The organism is Arthrobacter sp. H35-D1, assembly GCF_030063185.1.
GTDB lineage: Bacteria > Actinomycetota > Actinomycetes > Actinomycetales > Micrococcaceae > Specibacter.
In genome coordinates, this window is record NZ_JASISP010000007.1 from 39,688 (window position 1) to 63,522 (window position 23,835).

The window sequence follows — 23,835 nt, forward strand, 5'->3', positions numbered from 1 at the left end:
CCGGGGTGCGGCCAGCAGTTGACAGGTGAAAGAAGGTAGCCGCCGTGGACGCGTCGAAGCCCCGTGAAAATTTGCACATTGTGGTGGGAGTGGATGGTTCCCCGGAATCCGTCCTGGCATTGAAGTGGGCGCAAAAGCTGGCCGCCCCCTTGGGTGCGACCATCAAGGCCGTCTCGGCGTGGCGCCCGGAAGTGGTATTTGCCCCCTACTCCATTCCGGAGTGGGACAGCGAGGGAGTTGTCGCCAAACAGCAAGGCCAAGCCCTGCTGGAGGCTTTTGGGGGCAATCCGCCCCAGGGGCTGGTCCGCGAGAGCCACCGAGGACAAGCGGCACAGGTATTGATCGATGCAGGAAACCAGGCGCAGATGCTCATTGTTGGATCTCGGGGCCATGGAGGGTTCAAGGGGATGCTGCTGGGGTCGGTCAGCTCGGCGTGTGCCGCACATGCCAAGTGCCCGGTGCTGGTGGTTCACTCGGCCGTGGACGCAGTCTCAGCTCAGGAGGCGGCCGGGGCAGACGCCGAGCATCTCGAGGTGCAGGAGCCCACCGGCGAGATCTGAGTTTTCAAAAAAACCGAGTATGCAAGCGGGCAGGCCCAAACTAATCGACGGCCTGCTCGCTTCCATGCCGGTTTCCGGCTCCCCATGTTATTCCGGGTAGGTCTGGCGCGCATTGGCGTACGCAGTCCACCACTCCGCTGGAGGGGTGACGTGGAACCTGCGTCCGGTGGTGGAAGTGGGGGAAATGCGCACGAAGGTGTCCTTGCGTCCGGGGTGCCACGGAAAAAGCTTGAGCGAAAAGCTGTCCAACAGGCTGTCCGTTGAAGTCATTGGTTCTGCGGATCCCTTCACCACCACGCTCCAAGCCAGGCCTGTGTCCGGGTCCACTCCGTCAGCTTCCACGGCAACGGGATGGCCCCTGCGTACCGCAGCAAGCTTGGTGCCTTCCCCTGTGCGAAAGACAAGCGTGCCGTGGTCAACGGTGAAATTGATGGGGAAGATGTTGGGGTGATCCACGTCCCAGACGGCGACCCGGCCAAAAGAGACCGAGCGAAGCAGTGCCCAGCATTCGTTTACCGGCAGCGCTTCCGTGCTTGTGGGTGATGGTTTCTTCGTCATGGCACGAGCATAAGCCGGTTTCGCGGCTGCCAGTAGGGAACAAGGACCCACACAGTACATGGCAGGGCTCTTGCACGGTGGCGTATCCTGACCACAAGGGGCGGGTACCAGCCAGGCGCCCGGTTTCAGCCACGGACTTTAACCAGCAGCAGGCAGTCAACGGAGGCAAGCCATCGAACATCCGCACCCGGGGGAGGGTGAACCAGCGCCATCGGCAACAGAACCAAGCGGGTGGCATTCCGACGAACGCGTGCGGGAACTGCTCTCCGCCGTCATCTCCATCACCGAAAAGCTGAGTCTGGATGAGGTGCTCACACGAATCGTGCAGGTCGCCTGCCACCTTCTGGATGCCGAATATGGGGCGTTGGGAGTTATTGGTGAAGGGCGGGGCCTGAGCCATTTTGTCACCGAGGGAATCGACCCGAACCTTGCGACGCTTATTGGTCCATTGCCCGCCGGGCATGGCGTGTTGGGCTTGCTCATACGGGAACCACGCCCCATCCGGCTGTCGGATCTGAGCGACCACCCGTCCTCCTCCGGATTTCCCCTGCACCACCCGCCGATGCGAACTTTTCTGGGTGTGCCCATCCGGGCCCGGAACGCGGTCTTTGGGAACCTGTACCTGACGGAAAAAAGAGGGGGACGGCTGTTCACCGCAGACGACGAATCACTGGCCGTGGCACTTGCCGGAGCCGCCGGGTTCGCCATAGAGAACGCGAAGCTGTTTGACGAAGCGCAGCTGCGCACAGACTGGATGGAGGCTGGACAAAGCGTTGCCGTTGGCATGATGGGTGCTGTGGGGAACGGAGCCCGCCCCGATCCTGCGTTCGTGGCGCAAACGGCACTTGAACCTTCGGAGTCCATCCTGGTGCTCATCGCCAGTCCGCCCAACGAGGCGGGGCAGCACGAAGTCACGGGTTCCGCAGGTGCCCGGAGCCCGGAACTGACTGGACGGCTGCTGGACCTCAACCACGGGGCCGTGCAAAAGGTCCTGCAGTCAGGCCAGCCGAGCAGCTTCGAGAATGCGTCGAAACTGCTCGGCCCGGCGTTTGCAACGGACACGGGTCCTGGACTTCTTGCGCGACTGGGCACCGAGGGTGCTGCCCATGGACTGATGGTGCTGGTGCGCGACAAGGGCCAACCCAGGTTTTCTTCGCTGGCTGCCGAGTTGATTGCCTCTTATTGTTCACAGGCGGCGCTGGCACTCGAACTGGCCCACGCACACAGGCTTCGCGAACAGTTGATGTTGTACAGCGACCGGGACCGCATCGCCCAAGACCTGCACGACGTCGTTATCCAGCGTTTGTTTGCCGCCGGCCTCAACGTGCAAAGCCTGGCCCGCTTCATTGTCGACGCGCCCGGACTGGCGCGCATAGGCGCCATCACCAATGAGCTGGACGCCACCATCAAGGAACTGCGCGAGACCATCTACTCATTGCGGGCTTCTTCGGGGGAAACGGACCTGTTGGGAAGCCGAATCGTCAATACAGTGCAAAAAGTGTCCAAAGTGCTGCCTTTCGTGCCCCGGATCGTCTTGTCCGGGCCCATTGACTCCCAAGTGTCCGCTGATTTGGCCGAGCACGTCCTTGCCGTGGTGTCCGAGGGCGTCAGCAATGCTGTCAGGCATGCGCAGGCGGGGAAGATCGATGTGAACGTCGCCGCCGGCGACGGGCTGGTGAGTGTCACCGTCCGGGACGACGGCTGCGGAATCGCAGCCACTGGCGGGCGGAGCGGACTGGCGAACATGCAAGCCCGTGCAGTGACCCTGGGCGGGGACTTTCAGCTGGAAAGCGTGGTGGGACAAGGAACGAACTTCCACTGGTCGGCGCCCCTGGACCATGCTGCTTCCATCCGGGCTCGCTGAGCGGTTGGCCGGTGGATCCACCGCCCGGAAGGCTATCTTCGGGTGATGTACACCGCTGCCTGGGTCCTTCGTTCGAAGCCAAGCTTTGCCAACAGCGAAGATACGTAGTTCTTCACGGTCTTTTCGGCGAGGAAGAGCTCGTCCCCGATTTGCCGGTTGGTCATTCCTTGGCCGATGAGCGCCAGAACTCGCCGTTCCTGGGCGGTCAGGCTGGCCATGCGGGGATCCGGGGGAACGGGGTCGGCCAGGCCTTCGATGATTTTTCGCTTCAGCGCAGCATCGAACAGGGATTTGCCGTTGGCGGCCAGTTTGATGGCGGTCAGCAGGTCCGTGCCACCAATTTCCTTCAGCACATAGCCGGACGCGCCTGCCAGCACGGCACCCCGGAGAGCCTGCTCGTCGTCGTAGCTGGTCAGGATCAGGCACCTGAGGGTTGGATCGACAGAACGAACGTCACGGCATACTTCGATCCCGGTGCCGTCAGGCAGCCGCGCGTCCAACACGGACACGTCCGGACGCAGTGCCGGAATTAGGCGCGTGGCCTCGGCCGCAGTGCCGCAGGACCCGACCACGGTGAAGCCCTGCCCCTCCAGCAGTTCCGCAAGGCCCAGCCGCACCAATTCATGGTCGTCCAAGATAAAGACGCGAATGGGCGGCGGCACATCCTCAGTGGCAGATTGCTGACTCACAGTCATCTCCTCCGTCATGTCCTTGCAGAGCTCCGAATCCCCGCCCGACGAGCATCGCCCAAGATGGCATGACGCCCTCCTTGACATGGGTCCGCACTGATAGTGAATACTTCCATGCTGCCCCACGGACCATGGGCGTGCAATGGTACAAAGTCCCCAATCCGCTGGTGCCGTTGCAACTTCGCAAATCATTCACCGGAGCTGGCTATCAGTGCTTCCATCTGCAAGCTCAGCACCACTGCGCCGTGCTGGTTTTTGAGCGTCCCCGTCATGACCACCGCAGCGCGGCCGCGCCCGTCATTTTCTACCAAGCCTATGTGCATCGCCCCCACGAGAACGTCGCCGGGGCGCACCGGGTGCAGGAAGCGCACCTCCCGAATCTCCGTGCCCGCCACGACGTCATAGTGGTTGAACAGGCCCGCCACGGCAAGTCGCTGAAAGATGGACAAGGTGTGCAGACCACTGGCGATGAGCCCGCCGAAGCAACTCTCTCGTGCTGCAGCGGGATCGGTATGGAAGTACTGGCTGTCCCACTCCGAGGCGAAGCGGATGATCTCCGCCTCGGATACGGAGTGGGAGCCAAGGATTACCGCTTCACCGACGGGAAGCTGCTCCGCGGTGAAGCGAGGTGGGTTCGGAATCATAGCGACCTCGCGACCAGTTCCTTCATAATCTCGTTGGTGCCGCCGTAGATCTTTTGAACACGTGCCGCCGCGAACCGCCGGGCAATGGGGTATTCGGTCATGTAGCCATAGCCGCCGAAGATCTGCAAGCACCGATCGACGACTTTGTTCTGCATGTCAGTGCACCAGAACTTCGCGAGGGACGCGGTAGGCGCATCGAGGTCGCCAGTGACATGCTGCGCAATGCAATGGTCCACCAGCGTGCGGGCGGCCAAACTGTCCGCGACACACTCCGCAAGCACGAACCTGGTGTTCTGAAAGGACAGCAGATTCGCACCGAATGCATCCCGATCTCTCGCGTACGCCGTCGCTTCGCGAACGGCGAATTCGCACTCCGCCGCTGCCCCGACGGCGATGGCCAGCCGTTCTTGGGGGAGTTGCTGCATCAGCTGGACAAACCCCAGACCTTCGACCCCGCCCAGCACATTCTCACTCGGGACCCGCATGTCCACGAAGGCCAGCTCGCGCGTATCCTGGCCGTGCATGCCGATCTTCTCCATCACGCGTCCGCGCTCAAAGCCTGCCAGGCCGACAGTTTCGGCGACGATGAGCGACATGCCCTTGCCACCCGTGTCCTCGCTGGTGCGTGCGGCGATGATCACCAGGTCGCAGTGGGTTCCGTTGGAGATGAACGTCTTGGCGCCGTTGACCACGTAGCTGTCCCCATCCTGCCGGGCCCGGGTGCGGATGCTCTGCAGATCAGAGCCCGTTGTGGGCTCAGTCATCGCGATGGCGCCGACAAGTTCTCCGGACGCCATGCCCGGGAGCCAGCGGTGTTTCTGCTCCTCGGTGCCGAACGCGGCGATGTAGTGGGCGACAATGGCGCTGTGCACAACGTTCGCCCATGCGGCGTCCGCGATGCGGGACTGTTCCTCCATGATCACTGCTTCATGGGCGAAGTTGCCTCCGCCGCCGCCGTATTCCTCCGGGATGCTGATGCACAGCAGCCCGGCTTCCCCGGCCAATCGCCAAAAATTCCGGTCCACCTCGTGCTGCTCTGCCCATCGGGCGTGGTGTGGTGCCGACTCCTTCTTCAGGAAGGTACGGACCATGGCCCGGAGGTCGTCGAGTTCTTCGGTGTGCCAAGGCGAGCGGTAATCGTCCAAAATCATGAGGGATGCTCCAGTTTTCATGTGAGGTGCGGCGTGTGCTGCGCGTTGGCGAGGATGTGCAACGCGTCGGGGAGTGGGGGAGCGTCAGTCAGCGACTGGCGCCCCTGCGTAGACTGCGGCGTGTTCGTTCCGGATGAGCAACTTGTTGAACTTTCCCACGCTCGTGCGCGGAATCTCCGTCACGATCTCGATCGCCTCGGGCAGCTGCCAGGTGGCGAACGCGGATGACAGGTGCGCACGGACGTCGTCGAGCTTCACATCTGCGTTGCCGGAAGGGACGATAAGAACGAATGGGCGTTCCTGCCACTTTGGGTGGGGAAGTCCGACGACGGCAGCTGCCGCGATCCCCGGGTGGCTCAGGAGCAGGTTTTCCATGTCGATGGAGGAGATCCACTCGCCGCCACTCTTGATCACGTCCTTGATGCGGTCGGTGACCTTGAGGTACCCGTCGGCGTCGATGGTTCCGACATCGCCGCTGCGCCAGTAGCCGTCGACGAATCGGTCCACCAGATCCTCGGCGGGCATGTTGTGGTAGCTGCTCGTGACCCACGGACCGCGGACGCAGATCTCGCCCTGGGTGACACCGTCCCAAGCGACGTCGTTGCCGTCCCCATCGATCAGTCGGATGTCCACCCCTGACACCGGGAGCCCCTGCTTGCGCTTGAGGTCCAGAAGTTCGCCGGGAGAGAGGCGTGACAGGACGCTGGGTTTGTAGGTATTCATTGTCACGAGCGGCGTCGTTTCGGTGGCGCCGTAGGCGTGGACAGTTTCGGCACCTGTGAGGTCCTTGAAGCCGCGCATCATGGGCAAAGGCGGCTCGGTGGCCCCGGACAACATGCGCAGACGGCTGAGGTCCGGTTTGGCCTCAAGCGTCTCGATGTAGTGGAGCATCGGGAGAAAGATGACGGGCGCACCGTTGGTGATGGTCACGCCCTCGGCAATGAGCGCGTCGGTCAAGGCCCCGGTGTCCTCGGCGTAGTAGCGGCCTGGCAGGACAATCTTGTTGGCCATGAGCGTCGCTGCCTGGGGTAGGCCCCAAGCCTGCCCATGGAACATGGGCGTGATGAGCATGGTGCAGTCGTGAAGTGTCATGCCGACGTTTACGGCAATGGCGTAGGAGTGCAGATAGATGGCACGGTGTGAGTAGAACACGCCCTTGGGCCGGCCGGTTGTACCGGTGGTGTAGCACGCGCTGTACGCGGAGCGCTCGTCCACCTCGGGCCAGTCGATGTCCGGCTCGCTCGCGGCGAGGAGATCCTCATAGTGGTGGGCGTTGGGCAGCGACGTCTGGATTTCGTTCATTGGTTTGTCGCTCATGATGATCCACGTTGTGACGCTGGGCATGGACGGCGCCACTGCTTCTGCCAACGGCAGCAACGATTCATCAACGCAGATGACCGACGTGTCGCTGTCGCTGATCACGTAGCTGAGGTCCTCGGGCCCGAGGCGCAGGTTCAGCTGCACCATGACGGCGGCCAGTCCGGGGATGGCCCAATAGAGCTCAAAGTGGCGGCGACTGTTCCAGTCGATCACTCCGACGCGGGTCGCCGGGCCTACGCCCAGAGAGCGCAGTGCGTTGGCGCCGCGCTGGATCCTCCCGTACGCGCCCGCATAGGTGTACCGGTCCCAGCCGCCGTCGTTGGTGCGGTAAACAATCTCGCGGTCCCCATGGGTGCGTGCTGCATGGCGAATCAGTGTGGTGGTGTTGAGCTGGACGTCGTCGCCCATGGTGGACGGAAAGCCGGAGACGATTGATCGGGAGTTCATTGACATTATTCGTCCTCTACCTAGCTGTTTAGATTCTCTCGATGATGGTGGCGTTGGCCATGCCGCCGCCCTCACAGATGGTCAGCAGCCCGTATCTGGCTTCGCGGCGCTCGAGCTCGTTGACGAGCTGGGTCAACAGCCTGGCTCCCGTGGAGCCCAGCGGGTGGCCAATGGCGATGGAGCCGCCGTTGACGTTGAGCTGATCCTCGGGGTAGCCGAATTCGGTGGCCCACAGCAGTGGAACGGGGGCAAACGCTTCGTTGACTTCAACGAGGTCCATGTCGGTGATGTTCAAGCCAGCCTGATCCAGTGCCCGCTGGGTCGCGGGCAGCACGGCAGTGAATTGCAGGACAGGGTCGTCGGCCGCGACAGCCATCGAGACGATGCGTGCCCTCGGGCGCAGTCCCGCCGCTTCGGCAACGGATCGTTCGGCGACGAGCAAGGCGGCCGCGCCGTCGCTCATCTGCGACGCGTTCCCGGCCGTGATGGCGCCGTCGGGCGAGAACACGGGTGTCAGGGCGGCCATCTTCGCCGGATCCAGTACCGCCCGGATGCCTTCATCACGGGTCATGGGTGCAACCGTGCCGTCCTTGCCGAGGCCGTCCAATGGCACCAGTTGCGAGGTGAAGTACCCGGCCGCCGTTGCTGCCGCCGCGCGTTGGTGGCTGCGGATGCTGTAGTCGTCGAGTTGCGCGCGGGTGAGTCCCCACTTGTTGACGATGAGTTCCGCGGAGGGTCCCTGGGCCGGAATGTTGCCGCCGAACCGTGCCAGCGCCTTCTCCCCGTACCACGTCCCACGCGGACCGCCGGGGATGAAGAGCGGGCCCAGATCCACGCGTGACATGGACTCGACGCCGGCCCCGATGGCGAAGTCGTATTCCCCGGACTTGATCGCTTGGGCGGCGAAATGCACTGCCTGTTGGCCCGATCCGCACTGGCGGTCAATCGTGGTGCCGGGCAGGGCCAGGGGCAGGCCCGCTCCAAGAATGGCATTGCGTGCCACGTTGCCGGCCTGTTCCCCGCTCTGAATGGCGCACCCGGCGATCACATCGGCAAGACGATCGTGGTCGATGCCTGTGCGTTCAACAAGCGTTGACAGTGTCTGGGCGAGCAGGTCCACGGGATGCCAGGCGCGCAGCTGGCCGCCGCGCTTGCCGACAGGTGTCCTGACGGCGTCGACAATGACTGCTTCTCGGTTCATGAGTGTTCTCCAAGGTGTGCGGATCGGATGGTTGGGCCAGCCACGAATGAATCAGCCGCGGACTTCATCGCGTATGCGGTGCTTGAGGATCTTCCCCGACGGGTTGCGCGGAATCTCAGCGATGACAAGTTCGCGGGGCAGCTTGTAGTCGGCGATCCGGTCATGGGCGTACTCGCGCAGTTCCTCGAGCGTCAGCTGTTGGTTCTCCCTCAGTGTGACCACCGCGACCACGGTCTCACCGTAGATCTCGTGCAGACGGCCGACGACGGCGACGTCGGCCACCGCCGGGTGGCCCGCCAAGGCGTTTTCAACTTCTGCGGAGTACACGTTCTGGCCGCCGGTGATGATCATGTCCTTCATCCGGTCCACGAGCGTGATGTACCCGTCGTCGTCCACTTGGGCCAGGTCGCCGGTGTGAACCCAGCCGTCCCTAATGGTGGCTGCAGTTGCTTCAGGCTTGCCCCAGTAGCCCTTCATCATGGTCTCCCCACGCATGATCATCTCGCCCACTTGGCCTGGGACGACGTCGTTTCCGTCTGCGTCGACAATGCGGACTTCAGTGTTCGCGATGGGGAAGCGTCCGCTCGCGGAGGGCCGCTCCAACACTTCGTCGTGCGTGAGCAGGATGCCGCCGGGTCCTCCTTCGGTCTGGCCGCAGGCTTGGACAATCCAGGCGTTGGGCAGTGCCGCAACGATCTGCTGCGCCAATCCGGCAGGCATGGGGGCCGCACCGTACATGCAGATGCGAAGGCTGGAAAGATCCCGGGTGGCGAGGCTGGGGGAGCGCATGAGGAACGAGTACATGGTGGGCACGCCAAAGAAGAACCCGATGTGCTCCTTCTCCATGGTCTCCAGCACCGCTTCAGGGTCGAATGCCGGCAAAATCACGTGCGTGGCACCGAGCATCATGCCCGGAATGAGCACCAGGTTCAGATCGGCGGAATGGAACAGCGGTGCCACGTGCAGCAGCCGTTCCCCGACCCGCAAGCCGAAGCCGACGCAGGAGTTGATGCCCACCCAAATAATGCGATGGTGGTCGAACAAGGCCCCCTTGGGCCGCCCGGTGGTGCCGGAGGTGTAGATGATGAGTGCGTCGTCGTCTTCGGCAACCTCCACGGCGGGCGGCTCGACGGGCTGTTCGCCCGAGCAGGCCAGGACGTCCTCGTAACCCGAAGCGGCTCCCAAGCACAGCGTTGGGACATCCCCTTGGCGCCCGTCGTAGGCCTTCCACGCGGAGATGGCCACTGCAACCTCGGTCCCGAATACCAGCAGCTTCGCGTCGGTGTCACTCAGGAAGTAGTCAATCTCAGGAGGGGCGGACCGCGGGTTCACGGGGACCACGATCGCCCCCGCCCGCAGGCCTGCGTAGAGCGCGATGACGAAGGCGTCGCTGTTTCCGGAGACGAGGACGAGCCGGTCGCCTTTGGCAAGGCCGCGGGCCATGAACTCATGGGCGAGCTGGCTCACGCGGCGGTCAAGCTCTGCATACGTGTGCGTTACCCCCGCGAAGCTCAGGGCAATTCGATTGGGGCATCCGCGTGCTGTGCGGGCGAGGATTCCTGCGAGGTCCGGCATGGTTACTCCTGGGTTGCGGCGGTGGTGGCGAGGGCATGGTCGGCGGCGGGTTTGCCCGGTGGGGCGACGGCGACGAGGGGAATGTCGTGCGCCAGCCCGAGCTCCGTCCAGTGGACGGTGGGGCGGGAGGCGAACTCCCGCGTCAGTTCTTTACGCGTGCGCCCTATATGTGCAGCCAGATGGGCGGCAAAGTGCGGCTCGATGGCGGCGACGGCAATGAACCCGTCTGCCGTTGCGTAGATGGCGTACGACGGCGTGGCGCCGCCCAGGACCGCACCGGGGGAGGTGAGTCCGTGCCGGACTCCGGCTGCGGCCGCGTGGGCTGCGGCGTCAAGGACCACCCTCTCGTGCACGCCCTGGACTCCCTGGTCCCGCTGGCGCAGGGCCGCGAGGGTGGCAACTACGGCGCGTTCGGCGCCGAGCATGTCTGCGACCGGCACGAGTGGCAACGCCGGGGGGAGGAGCGTTCCGTGCACGGCCTGGTACGTCAGGTCATGGCCGGGCTGCTCGGCTTGTTCGCCGTCGTGCCCAACGATTTCCACGAGGGCGATGCCCCGGTGCCGGAGGGTCTCCACGAGGTTGAGCCTGGCAAGGGCGGACGGGCGCATCGAAGTGAGCAGCACATCGGCACCCTCCAGCAGTTCCTCGAACCGGGATCGGCTGGAGGGATCCTTCAGGTCGAGCGGGATGACATCCTGTCCGGCGGTGAGTTCGTCGTACCAGGCGGGGGCGGCGATCTTGAGCGGATCGCCCTGCGGCGGCTCGACCTTGATGACCTTTGCACCGAGTTCAACCAGCCTGGATGCTGCCAGGGGGCCCGGGAGATTGATGGCGACGGAGACGATGACGATGCCTGCCAATGGGGGGTGGGACATATGTGCTCCTTGTCACGTTCTTTGACAGCTGTTTGTACAGTTGTACAACATACAGTGACTAAGTTCAATAGCTTGTGGTCTAACATGGCAATGTGAATACAGACAAGGAAACGAAGCCGGATGCCCTTTCAACTGCCTGGTCACCCGGTGACCTGACGTCAAAGGCGCGAATCCGCAATGCGGCGCTCAGCTTGTTTGCCCGGCACGGTGAGGACGGCACGTCCATGCGGGCAATCGCCGCAGCTGCGGATGTCACAGTGGGGCTCGTTGCCCACCACTACGGAACCAAGGACGGGCTGCGCGAAGCAGTGGACACGCTCGTCGTGAACCTGTTCGCCGACACGCTCAAGTCAACCTCGATGACGGGTAGCGCTCGGCAGATCGTCGCTCTTCGAGACGCCGCCGTGGCGGAAATGCTGCGGGTCAACCCAACCATTGTTGACTACCTGCGCCGTTCACTGTTGACCGGCACGGGCCAACCAGGGGACGTGCTGAGCAGGCTCGTGACGTTGACGGCGGAACAGACACAGACTCTGCGTGGGAGTGGATTGGTGTCAACGGATCGCAGCGTGACTGAGCAAACGGTCACCACGATCGTCCGCCAGTTTGGCCGGCTGTTCCTCCAACCCTTGGTCAACCGCATTGTTGACGAGCTGGGGGAGCCAGGCGAGCGTCATCCCGAACTCACCGTGGGCATCAAGAACTGAGCCGCTTGCGCACGGTTTTGACTCCTTAGTGCCCGCGAAACGGCGGTTGCCGGGGCGCCCTTGCCTGCAATGCCGCCTACCTCAGCCTGAACGTGCCCGTCCGGTCGGGTGGTCGTCCAATTCTCCGAGTTGGCCTGCTCCGTGATGGTCAAGGCTGCCGCAAATCGTCCGCCACGCGTACCCTTGACACGGCTACCGGGCCGGATCATGATGGCTACACGTCATGGAAACTGCGGCGAAGCACTCGTCTGCCTGGTCTCCTGGTCATCGATTTCAGGGCAGATCCTTGGCTTGAATAGTTGCCCAAGACAGTCTGGACGAAAATTCTTGGTGCTTCCGAAAGTACATCGGCTGGGATGGGGGTGGGGTGGCTGATGGACAGTGGGGTGACCCGGCGTTTCGTCGGGCGGGAGAAAGAACTGGCAGCGATCCGTTCGGCCATGCACGACGGCGTGTCCCGGGCAATCGTTTTGGCAGGGGACATGGGTGTAGGCAAGTCCTCTTTGGCACGAACTGCGCTCGATGCGGCTGCATCCCAAGGACGCGTCCCTTTCTGGGTTGGGGCCTCGGCGTCGGCCTCCGCGATCCCCTTTGGCGCTGTCCTGCACCTGATCCCCGACATCGACGGCGGAGACCGGTACCGGCTGCTGCGCCAAACTTCCGCCTGGTTGAGGGATGGATTTCCCGGGGACAGGCCGCCGGTCATCGTCGTGGACGATGCACACCGACTTGATGAGCCCTCTGCGGCCCTGATCCACCACTTGGCTGTGACAGGCTCGGCATTCATCATCGCCACCATCCGTGCCAACGAGATGGCACCCGAGGCCGTGACTGCGTTGTGGAAGGACGGACTGGGGGAACGTCTGGACATATATCCGTTAGATCGAATGGACACCGTGAGACTGTTGAAATCCCTTGTGGCTGGCACACCGGATTCGGTTTCGGAGTCGCGGTTGTGGAGCCTCAGCGGAGGAAACGCCCTCTACCTGTGCGAACTGGTGCGTGGGGCCGTTGAAGAGAGTGAGATCAGTTCCGTGAACGGTCTTTGGCGGTGGACGGGTCAGCTCTCTCCTTCCGCACGGCTGAACGAACTGGTGATGCGCCGACTCCAAGGGCAGCGCGCGGAGGTTCGCAGACTTGTGGACCTGGTGGCTTTTGCCGAACCTTTGAGTTTGGGGACGTTGGAAACTGCCGGTTGTTCCGCTGAACTCATTGAGTTTGGAGAGGAAGCGGGCCTCATCCGATCCGAGTCCGTCAACGGCGTAACGGAAATCCGTGTCAGCCATCCGTTCTACGGGGAGGTGGCCCGAAGACTGTCTTCCTCCCTGGCGCAAACACGGATGGCTCGGATCCTGCTGCAGGCTGACAGCTCCGCCAGCCGATCCGCTGACGGCCCGGAACGGATTATTCGCCGGGCTTTATGGCAGCTGGCAGGCGGTACCGTGCCGGACCCGGATCTGCTGGGCAGGGGCGCACTGCGTGCCTTGGCTGCACTTGATTTGGTCATGGCCGAAAGACTGGCCAGGGGGTCTGTGGAGGCTGGGGGCGGGATTGATTCGGAAATTGTGCTCGCCCGAGTTTTGACCCTGCGCGGAAAGGCCCATGAAGCCGAAGAATTGTTGGGTGCCCTGATGCGCGGTGACGTGCCGGGTGTCCTGCTGGCCGAGCTGGCGGCATCACGTGCCTGGAACTTGGCGTTTGGACTGCAACGACCAGAAGACGCGGATGCTGTGTTGGCGTCCGCGTGGGCCCGGGCAGGCGCGGGGCGGGACATACTGGCGGCGCAGTGGTCCAACATTCTGACGTATGCGGGGCTTCCAGAAGCTGCCCTCGGCATGGCGGAACAGGTCCTCAATGACTCAGGGGCATCAGCCTCTGCCACAGCCAAGGCCATGACATCGCGCTGCGAGTCCCTGTCGATACAAGGCCGAACGATGGAGGCAGTGCATTGCGGCCGGGAAGCCTGCCGTCTGAGCTCCGAGATACTCCACGGCGACTGGGCCATGTCCCAAGACGAAGCCGAGGGGTCCCTGGCTGGTGCGCTGATCCAGAATGGAGACTTGGCGGAGGCCGAAGTCTTGATCGATGCAGCCCATTCCCGAGCGGTTGAGGCCGGATGGCGCGTGGGTGCCGGCATGTGGAGTGTGTGGCGGGGCGATCTCAGTCTGGCCCGGGGGCTGCCCGTGACGGCAACTAAATATTTCCGCAACGGGTTGGCCGTGGCCATCGATGAGCGACATCCGTATTTGGAATGGCTGATGAGGTTCGCATGGAGCCACTTGGGCCATGCTGCCGCGCAAACAGGCGATGTTGCATTGGCGGCGGCGGCCCTTTCCACGGCTGACGTGCATGCAAAGCCGTGGCTGGGGGCGTTGGATGTGTGGGGAGGATCCGGCCAGGCCTGGCTGGCCGTTTCACGAGGCGAAGTTGATCTAGCAACCAGACTTGCCCTGGCTGCGGCCACTCGTGCCCGACGGGACCAACAATTTGGCTGGGAGCTCCAGGCACTTCACCAGCTGGTGCGGTTCGGACGGCCTCGGCGGGCCGTCGACAGGCTCAATGAGCTGGCCACGCAAATCAGCGGTGCGATTCCCGCGCTGTACGCCGAACACGCGACGGCTCTCGCGGACGGCGATGGTGCGGCACTGGACCGGGTTGCCGACGGGTTCCACGACCTCGGCTTCATGTTGCTGGCGGCGGAGGCCGCTGCGCAGTCCGCCCACGCTTCACGCCAACAGGGGAAGGCCGCAGCATCCGCCGGCTCCCTGCAGCGCGCCCTCATGTGGGCATCCATATGCGAGGGGGCCCGCACTCCGGCACTTTCGCACCTCTATGAGCCGACGGGCCTCACCCCGCGGGAAACCGAAATCAGCAGGCTGGTGGCCATGGGGCTTGGCAACCGGGAGATCGCGGACCGGCTCGTCATTTCGGTTCGCACGGTGGAAAACATCCTGCATCACGTCTATGAAAAACTCGCCATCCCCGGCAGGCATGAGCTGGCGTCAATATTTGCGCCGCCGCCACGCTGAGGCCGGTCCGGCTGACGAAGACGTTGCGGCGCAGATGAGTGGTGCCCCGCTCATGACGGACATGAAGCCGGCCCCTACGGTGAAAGTAACCGGATCGGATGGTCCGGTCACCGGAAGAAATTAGGCAAGGGCAAGCATCATGACAAACGTCTGCTTCCATGCAAATGTCTCCGACGAGTTTCCGCGTCGCCCTGTGTGTCTCCATATCCCCGACCTCTTGGTCCAATGGCAGCCCAGGGGCCGGACCTGGACCCATGGGCTCATCTGCAGATCCTGAACACCATCGACGCCCTCGCCGCCAGGCTGCAGTCCGACATCGGCAAGGACCTGCAGAATATGGCCCGTGAAGCCATCCGGGGCGCAGCGGCCGAATCACTCGGAGCGAAAGTCACGTTTCCGGAAAGAGGAGAATCACCACCTAAGTCGACGGGTTAAAACTCCACCGTCTTGGCTTGCTCGAGGCGCCCGCCATCGAATGCAGCAGTTCTCAACGAGAGCCCGTCAGGGCCCGGAATGGAACAGAAATGTCATGGAGCGGTTGGTTTAATATGGGGGGACCGTGCGGTGGGTCGACGGGTGGTCCGGCGACGATTTCGCCGAACAAGGACGTGCGCAACATCCATGTTCGCGGTGCCGACAATGCGTTGTGGCAGCGTGCCCATTATGGCAGTGCCGCCAAGGCCGCGCCGGAGTGCGGCGGGCAAATCCTGCCTGGCAGCATGGTTGCCATCGTCACGGGGCGGGATGGCGACACCATACTGCGGATCGCAGTTCCTGCCGAGGACCCGGCCATGGCGCCTGGGCAGCTCCCCGGCGAAGCGGAAGACATCCCCTTGCAGACACCGTTTCGGCTTCCCGTACGGTCTGCCGCCGTGCCGGGCCCGGCGCTGGAAGCCTCGAGTGTCGTGGAGGCTGCGCTGTGAGACGGCTTGGGGAGAATCTACCAGAGGAACCAGGGCCGGTTGACGTGCGTCTCCTGCGCACCCAGGACCTCGTCGATCTGCGCCTGGAGGCGCCAGGCTGCACCTTGGAGCCCACCGACGCCGGTGCAGAACTCGTTGCCGGCCCGAGCGCCTTCGTCGTGGTCCACTTCCCGCCCCAGCACATTGGTGAGGAGGTCTGGCAGGGCGGCGCACCGCCTCCCGCGCCACCAAAACCTGATCGGCCCTCCAGCCACATCGCGGCCGGCCCAAGTCGGCTGGTCTACGAGCTGCCTGAAGGCAGCCGCATTTCCTATACGCTCGAAGCGTTGCTTGAGGCGCTGCCGGGCTTGGTGCTGCGTGTCTCATCCAATGCCACCCCGGCCGGAGAAGCCGGTGGCGGGGGTGTCGAGAAGCCGGGTGAGCTTGAGACCGCCATCGAGGCTCCGTATCACTTGATCATCTCCCCAAGCACGCAGGGTGCATTCAACCATGGCAGCGCACCTCTTGGCCCCCCGAACCGTGCAGAACTCTGGCGCACGCACCTGACGGTGCGCCGAGATGACGGGACGCTAGCTGACAATAATGACGTGGATGACAAGGATGCGGCCAAGCGTATTGTGCGTGCCCTGTGGAACCGCGACAAGGAGCAGGACGCCCCGGAGTTCCTGCAGTCCCTGACCGTCTTTGACCGGCACGCCATTGTGGCGCAGACCCATGGAGGGGACCCCAAGAATGCCGCCACACCCCTGTTGGTCGGCGAGCTGGCGCTTTCCAGCCTCGGCGCTTGGTTCAGCTGGCGGCAATCGTGGGAGATTCCGGCGGACATTGTGGACTACCGGCACCAAGCGTTCATGGGCAGGGACGGGTATGTCAGGGTGGCCTATCCCGGGTTCCTGTTCCCGTTTGGGCATAGGTGTTTTTTGGTGCAGGTCACGGAGCGGGACATCAAGCACCGGGACACACCGGTTGCCTACCTCTGGCAGCGCTGGTTCATCATCCTGCGCCAGCCCACGCGCTCCTACCCGCCCGAGGACCGAGACAATCCGTTCGGGCAAATCACGCTGAGTCCCCTGGTCACCCCGGATCTGGACAAGCCCCCTGATGACCACGAGCCCTTCGTGCCCACCCGCAACGGCGTCCCATTCCCGTTCACGCTCACCACCGTTGACCGCGGCGGCGGGACCAAGACTTGGGCCGCACCGCTGGTGTTCGTGCAGGCGCGCCAGCGCAGGCAGGAAACGTTCTTGATCAGCCCCGAAAAAGCTTCCCCACGCTACTTCCCGGTGCGCCAAATACAAGGGCGCGGCCAGATGCTTGCAGTGGCGGCGCAGGTCAAGGCGGGAGACACCTCCGTTGAGGTGGGGCACCTGGTCTTTGACGGGGAGATTGACCAGGATGCCGTCACAGCACGGCCGTTCCTCACCGAGGCGAGGGCCATTGTGCCGTCCATGCGGCACCTCGCCCCGCAGGCTCCGGCCGTGGACCTTGTCTTCGCCGAGCCATACTTGGCCCACGGTCTGCCCTCGCGCGGGCCGGATGACAAGCCCGTACCCGGTGCCCCCAACGCAGGCGAACTCATACTGGCACTGAAGAGCGCCCCCGCGGCCGTCGATTTCACCAGCGGCTCGGACCGGGCGGGCGGTTTTATGGCGCCCAACCTTTCCGTACAGGGCATTTCCCGTGCACTGGGAGCCATAGGGGAGAGCGGCAACGGGCCCTCGCCGTTCGACGCCGGCACTTTCGACCCTGCCTCATTCCTGGCAGGCGCGCTGCCCAAGCTCTTCGGCCTGTTTAGCCTGTTGGATCTGCTGAAGGCCGCCGGGCTCGAGGAGGCGCCGGCATTCGTCTCCGACGCCGTCGGGGCCGTCGCGAAACTGCTTTCCGAAGCCCAGCGACTGGGGCAGGCACTCTCCGACGCGCAAACGCGACTGGACCAAGAGGTAAATAGGGCAGCGCACGACGGCGCCCGGGCCGTGGCGCAGCATGCCAAGGACGCGCTCGACGCACGGGCGGGCACGCTGGAAACACGGCTCGACGCGCTCGTCGGCGCCGTGCAGGGCCTGCCGGGCAACCCGGACGCCGTGAGCAGCGCCGCCGTCGCCCTCGCCGGCGAACTGCAGCCGCTGCTGGACGCCATCGGGGCCCCCGGCGTCCCCGCTGCTGTCCGCTCGGCGTTGGAGAAGCCTGTTCAGACTCTCGCCGCGTTGACCGGCATCGCCAAGGACGCAGTGGGCCTGGCCAGCCTGCTCCAAGGCGCTGCAGGCGGACAAGTCACTGCGCGGATGCAATGGCGGCCAGCCATTGCATCATGGGGGCTACCGGGTGTGCCGAACATCTTCGCACCCTCGGACGAGCACGCCCTGCACCTTGACGTGGAAGTCCGCGCCTCTGCCAGTGCGCCTCCGGCCGTTGACATCGTCGCGGAGATCGCCGGCTTTGACCTGAACCTCATCGGTGACGGTGCCGCAGGGCTGATGAAGCTGATGTTCCGGCGCATCGGCTTCCACGCCGGTTCCAGCGGCAAGCCGGAGGTCGACGTGGTGTTTGGCGGCATTGGGTTCCTCGGTCCGCTCTCCTTCGTGGACCGGCTGCGCGAACTCATCCCGTTCGACGGCTTTTCGGACCCGCCGCATGTGGACGTCTCCCCGGAGGGTGTCACCGCGGGCTTCGACCTCGCGTTGCCGAACCTCTCCGTTGGTATGTTCAGCCTGGAGAACATAGCCCTCGGCGCCGATGCCCGCATCCCGTTCCTGGGCGACGCGATGACCATTGGGTTCCACTTCTGTTCCAAGGATTCCCCGTTCCGCCTCACCGTGATGTGCATTGGCGGAGGCGGTTGGCTGGTGCTGCGGGCCTCACCCAAGGGGCTGGTGCTGCTGGAGCTGGGGCTCGAGGCCTGCGCGTGCCTTTCGGTAGACCTCGGCGTTGCTTCCGGCTCGGTGTCCATCGCCGTTGGCGTGTACCTGCGCCTCGAAGCGGACAAGGGGCTGCTTGCCGCATACTTCCGGATCCGCGGGGAGGTTGACGTGCTGGGGCTGATCAGTGCCTCCATCACACTGGAGCTATCGCTGATCTACCACTTCGAGACCGGCAAGCTCATGGGCCGGGCCTCCCTGGTGGTTGAGGTGGAGGTGCTGTTCTTCTCGGCCTCCGTGGAGATCACGGTTGAGCGCAAGCTGGCCGGCTCCAAGGGCGATCCCACCATGTTCCAAGTCATGCCGCCGGACGCCAGCGGCATGAACACCGACTGGGCCCAGTATTGCGCCGCGTTCACGCCGCTGTCGGCCTAAGGTCATTGCGGCCCAAGAAAAGGAGACACCCATGTCCACCACGGTTCTAGCGACAGCCCTGCCGTACTCACTGGCCGACGACGCGCCCTTTCATCTCACGGTCTTCATCACGCACAAGCTGGTGGGCGGGGGAGCCCTGCTCTCCGACCACCCCGCCGCTGCCGGGTGGGTGGACACGCTGGCCGGATGCACGTTCGACCTGGTGACGTCGCTGGACCCGAATGCATCCTTGCCTTTGCGCGTGGTGTCCGTGCCGGACTCAGCCGCCTGGACCGCGGTGTTGCCGCCGGAGACCCCGGTGGCAGCCTTCCCGACGCCGGTGCTCTCCGGGGAGACCTGGCGTACCAACCCCGCAAGCCGCATGAGCGATCACGCCGTTGACCTGCATTTGGCGGCGATCACCGCCGCTCCGGCGCTGCGGCCCGGGCTGGAAGGGGACCCGGTGGCCGGGGGGCTGCTGGAGACGCTGGCCAACCTCGACCAGGGCGGGCCACTGCATCGTTTGCTTCAGGGCGCCGATGCCCGCGCCCGGCGCGCGCTGGCGCTGCCGGATCAACGGCTGCGGGACGCGCTCACAACCCTCGGTCCGCTGGATGAATTCGATGAGACAGTTCCGGACCGCCTGCACGGCCGTGCGCTGCCGCCGCTGCCGCCGTACCAGTCCGAGATCGCCGATACGCCCTCGCCGATTCAGCTGTTGCTGGATGACCGGGACGCCGACGTGCGGGTGACTGGGCAGCTCGACGGGCTCCTTGGCGAGGATTTGTCCGCGGACCCGAAGCTGCAGCTGATCACCGACGCGCATGCAATGCGCCGGTACTACGAGCGGCCGGAGCAGCCCCAACCGGAACCGCGGACCGAACCGGATCCGAACGCACCACCCACGCCGCGCCCGGACCGGCCCCAACATGACTTCCACGCCAAAGCAGCCGCATTCGGCTCCACTCCGGTCCTATTGCGTCGGCTCGGCTTGGCGGTGGATGTGGTGCTGGACGGCCTTGACGGAGCTTCCGCGCGCGCAGCACTCGCGGGGGCCACGTGGGTCAGTGTTTCGATCAGCTCCCCGCACGCCGATCTCGAGGTGCTCCCACCGCGGCGTACCGCGGCGCAGGTGGACGGCCCGGTGTTCACCGCCCAGTCCACCCCGGCGTGGGTGGGCGGTGCGCTGCCGCTGGGCAGGGAGGAGTGGGTGGTGCTCGATACCGACCCCGACGCGTCCGGGCTCAAGCTGGACCAGCACGCACGCAACCTGAGCAGGCAGTATGCGAGTGAAGCCAATGGCGACCCAGCCACGTCCGCGCCCGGGACGCTGCGCGCCACCGGCTTTGCCATTGCCCGCCGGGACCGCGCGGCCCAAGTACGGGGGCGTGTGCAGGCGGCCGAGACACTGGCCGACGACGGCGGGCACGAGTTGTTGCTTGACGACGTGGTGCGCGGTATCCGCGTGGAGGTGTGGGACGACGCGACGGAGCAGTGGCACAGCCTGCACCGGCGCACGGTGGGGGTGACGGCGGAGCCCGGCGGGGTGGCGGTGCTTGATGACACCCTCGACGTTGGATTCCTGCAGCTCTCGGCGCTCAACAGCGGGCCCGGCGGTGCAGCGGCCGGGTACTACCTGCATGAGGTGGTGGCCGGCTGGGATGGCTGGAGCCTGTCCGCGCCTCGACCCGGGCTGACGATCGTGCATGTGGAACCTCCCGCGCCGGACGGCGCCACCGAGGCAGTTGTTGCCACCGTGCCGGATCCACCGCTCGACGGCGCACAGGTCACCTCACGGGTGGAACCCGCGTCTCTTCCGCGCCTGCGCTACGGGACGTCCTACGCGTTCCGGGTGCTCGCCGTCGATCTCGCCGGCAACTCCATCCCGCAACCGCCCCAGCCCCTCCCCGCGGCACCCGCGGAGCAGATCGCGGTGGACGCTGCCCAAGCACAGTTGGACCGGCTCCGTGCCGGGTACGCGCGGCGGGACGGCGCGGGCGTGGCAGCAGGACTCCGCGGAGCGGTGATCGAGCACCTGCGCACGAAAGGGCGGGCACGCGGCAATGCGGGGCTGCCCGGGGAGCTGCGCTCCGGCGATGAGCGGCTGGACGCAACACTGGAAAACCTTGTGGCCCAGGCTGCGCAGCTCCGGCATCCGGCACCTGCCCAAGGCCTGTTCCACGGACTGCTGGCCGCCTCGCGCATCCTTGCGGAATCGCGTCGGGCGCCGCGGGTGCGCCCGCAGTTGGACATCGGTGCAGACGCCTTTGCCCGGCTTGCCCGCAATGAAGACCTGCAACTTCCCGACGCACTGCGCCTGGCCACTGCGGCGATGGTCACGGCCCCGCGGCCGTATCTGCGGTGGGAGCCGGTCCCGGCGCCGGCGATTGTTGCCCGGGTCGAGTTGGGCACGGGCGAGCAGACTGCCCTCCTCGTGGTCCGCAGCGGCATGCCGGCGGGAGAAGACGCGGAAGGGGAGGGCGCTGACACCCGCACTTCGGCCGAACGACACCTGGCCCCTCCCAAGGCGACGCAGCTGGAGGCTGAGGCGGCCGGAAAATTCGATGCCGCCATCGGTACGGGGGACGCTGCAGAGATCCGCCGGCTGTACGCCGTCGCACTCGCGGAACGGGGCACCCTGCTGGATCAGTTCGCGCCGAGCCTCGCCGACGCGCGCACCACTGAGGAACAGCCCGGGATCGCCCTCGCGGAACGGCCCGGGGCGGACACGGGCTCGGCACACCGGGCCACTCTGGCACAGATCACCGCGGACCGTGGCCGGCCCATCGGGGAAGGACAGTATGTCATCCACGATACGGATGCCCTGCGGCTCCCATACCTTCCGGACCCCTACGCCTCCGGGGTGTCGCTGGTCTTTTATGCAGCCGGAGCACCGCATGCACTGCCCGAGCCGCAAGCCCTGCAATCTGTCACGGTCCCGTACCCGGGGCAATGGCCCTCCTTGCAGCCGCTGCGGCTGGTGCTAGTGCCCGGGGAGGTGCTGGGTGCCACCGTGGCCGGTCACGAGATCCGCGTGAGCGTTCCTCCCGGCGAGCAGGTGCGCGTTGCTTTGTCCAGCACGTTGGTTCCGGCCTCGCTGGAGAAGTTTGGGCTGTGGCGCTCGCACCTGGCCAGCGTGGCCACCGCGGAGGACGGCTACACCACCGATGAGGTGGTGGCCGCGGCCGCGCTCATGCGCGCGGCGACCTCCGGCTGGACGTGGTGGCTGACCCCGGCGGCGGAAGTGCGGCTGGTCCATGCCGTGCCTGTTCCGGTGCGCGCCCCGGAATTGCGGGGGCTTGAGGTGTTCCTGCGTCCGCCCGGGCGATCGGTGGCTGCGCTCACGGGACTGGTGGACGTCCATGGTGCCAGCACCGACACGCTGCTGGTTCGGGCCCAGTGGAGCGAAACCATCGACGACGTGGCGGCTGCCGGTCCGCAGGTGGTGGCCAAGTCCGACGTCGTTGTTCGCTCGTCGGTCGCAGACGGGGAACGCACCGGGGTGCTGTATCTCTTCGACTTTTTGCCCGCAGCGGCGTTGGTACGGCAACTGGACGGCATGGGCTTCCACAAGATGGTGCAGGCGTTCACCAACACGCATTACAGGCGAGTCACCTACGTGCCGTCCGGGACAACCAGGTACGCCGAATACTTCCCGCAGCGGCCCATCCCCGATGACCAAGGTCTCGCTGGGGCGCCTGTGGTGCTGGACATTCCTTCGTCGGCCAGGCCCGCCGCGCCGCTGGTCCTGGACGCTGTGCCGCTGCTGCGCTGGGAGCAGGGAGCCGAGTCGGGGGATCCGTTCGGCTGGCGGCAGGTGCGCCGTTCCGGCGTCCGTCTGTGGCTGGCGCGCCCGTGGTTCTCCTCGGGGGAGGGCGAACTGCTGGGAGTCCTCGTTTTCGATCCGCAGAAGTGGGTGGAGCTGCCGGATGGATCTTGGAGGACGCGGGCCAAGGACGTGCAAGCGCCGGACGGGGCCACGAGCCTCTGGGGGGCCGATCCGATCATGCAGCACGGCGGAACCGCGACGCAAGCCACGGTGCCGCCGCTGCTCACGTTCGGGCAGCTGGTGCTGGATGAGGCGGAGACGGCCGCGGCTTCAGGGGCCGGCGTCAAGCCTCCGCTCGGCGGGAAAATGCCCGGTGGGCGCAACCGCGGGTGGCCCAAGGGCCCGGGCAACCCGGTTGCAGCTGCTATCTTGCCGCTGCGCGATGTGCGCGAGCACCCTTCTGTGCGGGTGCTGGGATACCAACCCGAGTATGACCTGGAGCAAGGCCGCTGGTTTGTGGACATCGCGCTGCAGGAGACCCCCGCATTGTGGCCGTTCGTGCGGCTGGCCGTGGCACGGTACCAGCCGCAGTCGATCCCGGGCAGCGAGCTTTCACCGGTGGCGCTCTCCAGCTGGGTGCAGCCGCTGCCCGCACGGACGTTGACTGTGGGCCGGCCGGACAGGACACACGTCCAAGTGACCCTGACGGGCGTGGTCAGCTGGTTGCGCTGGGATCCGCACGGTGCGCCGGAGTTCCCCGCGGAGTTGCTCAGTGCCGACACGCCCACGGGGGAGGCGGCCACGAGGGCCTCGCGGCTGCAACAGTCCCGGACAGTGCGCGCAACTGTGCAAAGTCGAGCCCCGGGCGCCGGGGACCTGGAGTGGGAGACGGTTTCCAGCACTGTGCTGCTCGCGGTCAGCGTTGAGGAGACCGGGGAATGCCACGCCAGCTGGACCGGAGCGGTGGCCCTGCCCGAAACTGCCGGGACCCCGGATGGGGATGCCGCCGGATACCCGGGCCTGCGCCGGCCCGGGGGTGCGCCGTCACAGTGGCGGGTGTTGGTGGAGGAGCACGAGTTGCTCGACGCCGACCCGGAGACACCCGGGGATGCCAATTCGCTGGTGCGGCGGCTGGTCTATGCGGACACGGTACCGTTGTAGGGATTCCGCGGACGGGACGGCATGGGTTCGGCGCTCTTGCGTGGGTCATGAAGTTCCCACAAAAACGGTGGGCAAACCAACGGAAGAAGATGA

Annotated in this window: 16 protein-coding genes; 8 read left to right on the forward strand and 8 right to left on the reverse strand. The window is 65.2% G+C overall.

What is annotated here, in order from left to right:
- The first annotated feature begins 44 nt into the window (after positions 1 to 44).
- Positions 45 to 560 carry a universal stress protein gene (locus QMG25_RS09795; protein ID WP_283459762.1) on the forward strand — a complete coding sequence of 172 codons (516 nt, stop codon included), beginning with the start codon at positions 45 to 47 and terminating at the stop codon, positions 558 to 560.
- A gap of 87 nt (positions 561 to 647) precedes the next feature.
- Here QMG25_RS09795 and QMG25_RS09800 read toward each other — a convergent pair whose 3' ends face one another.
- Complete coding sequence (locus tag QMG25_RS09800; protein WP_283459764.1) at positions 648 to 1,118, reverse strand: pyridoxamine 5'-phosphate oxidase family protein; 471 nt, start codon at positions 1,116 to 1,118, stop codon at positions 648 to 650.
- 250 nt (positions 1,119 to 1,368) lie between these two features.
- On the opposite strand from QMG25_RS09800, the gene QMG25_RS09805 reads away from it, so the two are divergent.
- Positions 1,369 to 2,982 carry a GAF domain-containing sensor histidine kinase gene (locus QMG25_RS09805; protein WP_283459765.1) on the forward strand — a complete coding sequence of 538 codons (1,614 nt, stop codon included), beginning with the start codon at positions 1,369 to 1,371 and terminating at the stop codon, positions 2,980 to 2,982.
- A 32-nt stretch (positions 2,983 to 3,014) separates the two neighbouring features.
- On the opposite strand, the gene QMG25_RS09810 is transcribed toward QMG25_RS09805, so the two are convergent.
- From QMG25_RS09810 to QMG25_RS09840, 7 genes are all read right to left on the reverse strand, one after another.
- Positions 3,015 to 3,677 carry a response regulator gene (locus QMG25_RS09810; protein WP_502866378.1) on the reverse strand — a complete coding sequence of 221 codons (663 nt, stop codon included), beginning with the start codon at positions 3,675 to 3,677 and terminating at the stop codon, positions 3,015 to 3,017.
- A 182-nt stretch (positions 3,678 to 3,859) separates the two neighbouring features.
- A complete protein-coding gene (locus QMG25_RS09815; RefSeq protein WP_283459769.1) occupies positions 3,860 to 4,315 on the reverse strand; it encodes a MaoC/PaaZ C-terminal domain-containing protein in 456 nt (151 codons plus the stop codon).
- Complete coding sequence (locus QMG25_RS09820) at positions 4,312 to 5,466, reverse strand: acyl-CoA dehydrogenase family protein (protein WP_283459771.1); 1,155 nt, start codon at positions 5,464 to 5,466, stop codon at positions 4,312 to 4,314. Before QMG25_RS09820 ends, QMG25_RS09815 begins: the two co-directional genes overlap by 4 nt.
- A gap of 84 nt (positions 5,467 to 5,550) precedes the next feature.
- Positions 5,551 to 7,233, reverse strand: a complete 1,683-nt coding sequence (locus QMG25_RS09825; protein WP_283459772.1) for a long-chain-fatty-acid--CoA ligase — start codon at positions 7,231 to 7,233, stop codon at positions 5,551 to 5,553.
- A 28-nt stretch (positions 7,234 to 7,261) separates the two neighbouring features.
- Positions 7,262 to 8,434 carry a thiolase family protein gene (locus QMG25_RS09830; protein WP_283459774.1) on the reverse strand — a complete coding sequence of 391 codons (1,173 nt, stop codon included), beginning with the start codon at positions 8,432 to 8,434 and terminating at the stop codon, positions 7,262 to 7,264.
- A gap of 51 nt (positions 8,435 to 8,485) precedes the next feature.
- The gene (locus tag QMG25_RS09835; RefSeq protein ID WP_283459776.1) at positions 8,486 to 10,009 is read right to left on the reverse strand and encodes an acyl-CoA synthetase; all 1,524 of its coding nucleotides are present in this window, start codon (positions 10,007 to 10,009) and stop codon (positions 8,486 to 8,488) included.
- Positions 10,010 to 10,011: 2 nt separating this feature from the next.
- Complete coding sequence (locus tag QMG25_RS09840; protein ID WP_283459778.1) at positions 10,012 to 10,884, reverse strand: CoA transferase; 873 nt, start codon at positions 10,882 to 10,884, stop codon at positions 10,012 to 10,014.
- Between the two features lie 92 nt (positions 10,885 to 10,976).
- Here QMG25_RS09840 and QMG25_RS09845 point away from each other — a divergent pair, with 92 nt between their 5' ends.
- From QMG25_RS09845 to QMG25_RS09870, 6 genes are all read left to right on the forward strand, one after another.
- Positions 10,977 to 11,591 carry a TetR/AcrR family transcriptional regulator gene (locus QMG25_RS09845; protein ID WP_283459780.1) on the forward strand — a complete coding sequence of 205 codons (615 nt, stop codon included), beginning with the start codon at positions 10,977 to 10,979 and terminating at the stop codon, positions 11,589 to 11,591.
- Between the two features lie 374 nt (positions 11,592 to 11,965).
- Positions 11,966 to 14,620, forward strand: a complete 2,655-nt coding sequence (locus QMG25_RS09850; protein ID WP_283459782.1) for an AAA family ATPase — start codon at positions 11,966 to 11,968, stop codon at positions 14,618 to 14,620.
- A 225-nt stretch (positions 14,621 to 14,845) separates the two neighbouring features.
- Positions 14,846 to 15,055 (forward strand): hypothetical protein, encoded by a 210-nt coding sequence (locus QMG25_RS09855; protein WP_283459784.1) that lies wholly within the window; start codon positions 14,846 to 14,848, stop codon positions 15,053 to 15,055.
- Between the two features lie 173 nt (positions 15,056 to 15,228).
- Complete coding sequence (locus QMG25_RS09860) at positions 15,229 to 15,543, forward strand: hypothetical protein (protein WP_283459786.1); 315 nt, start codon at positions 15,229 to 15,231, stop codon at positions 15,541 to 15,543.
- Positions 15,540 to 18,833, forward strand: a complete 3,294-nt coding sequence (locus QMG25_RS09865; protein ID WP_283459787.1) for a hypothetical protein — start codon at positions 15,540 to 15,542, stop codon at positions 18,831 to 18,833. The genes QMG25_RS09860 and QMG25_RS09865 overlap by 4 nt, the downstream gene beginning before the upstream one ends.
- Positions 18,834 to 18,864: 31 nt before the next feature.
- Positions 18,865 to 23,742, forward strand: coding sequence for a hypothetical protein (locus QMG25_RS09870; RefSeq protein ID WP_283459790.1), 4,878 nt, complete (start codon positions 18,865 to 18,867; stop codon positions 23,740 to 23,742).
- The last annotated feature ends 93 nt before the right edge of the window (positions 23,743 to 23,835 follow it).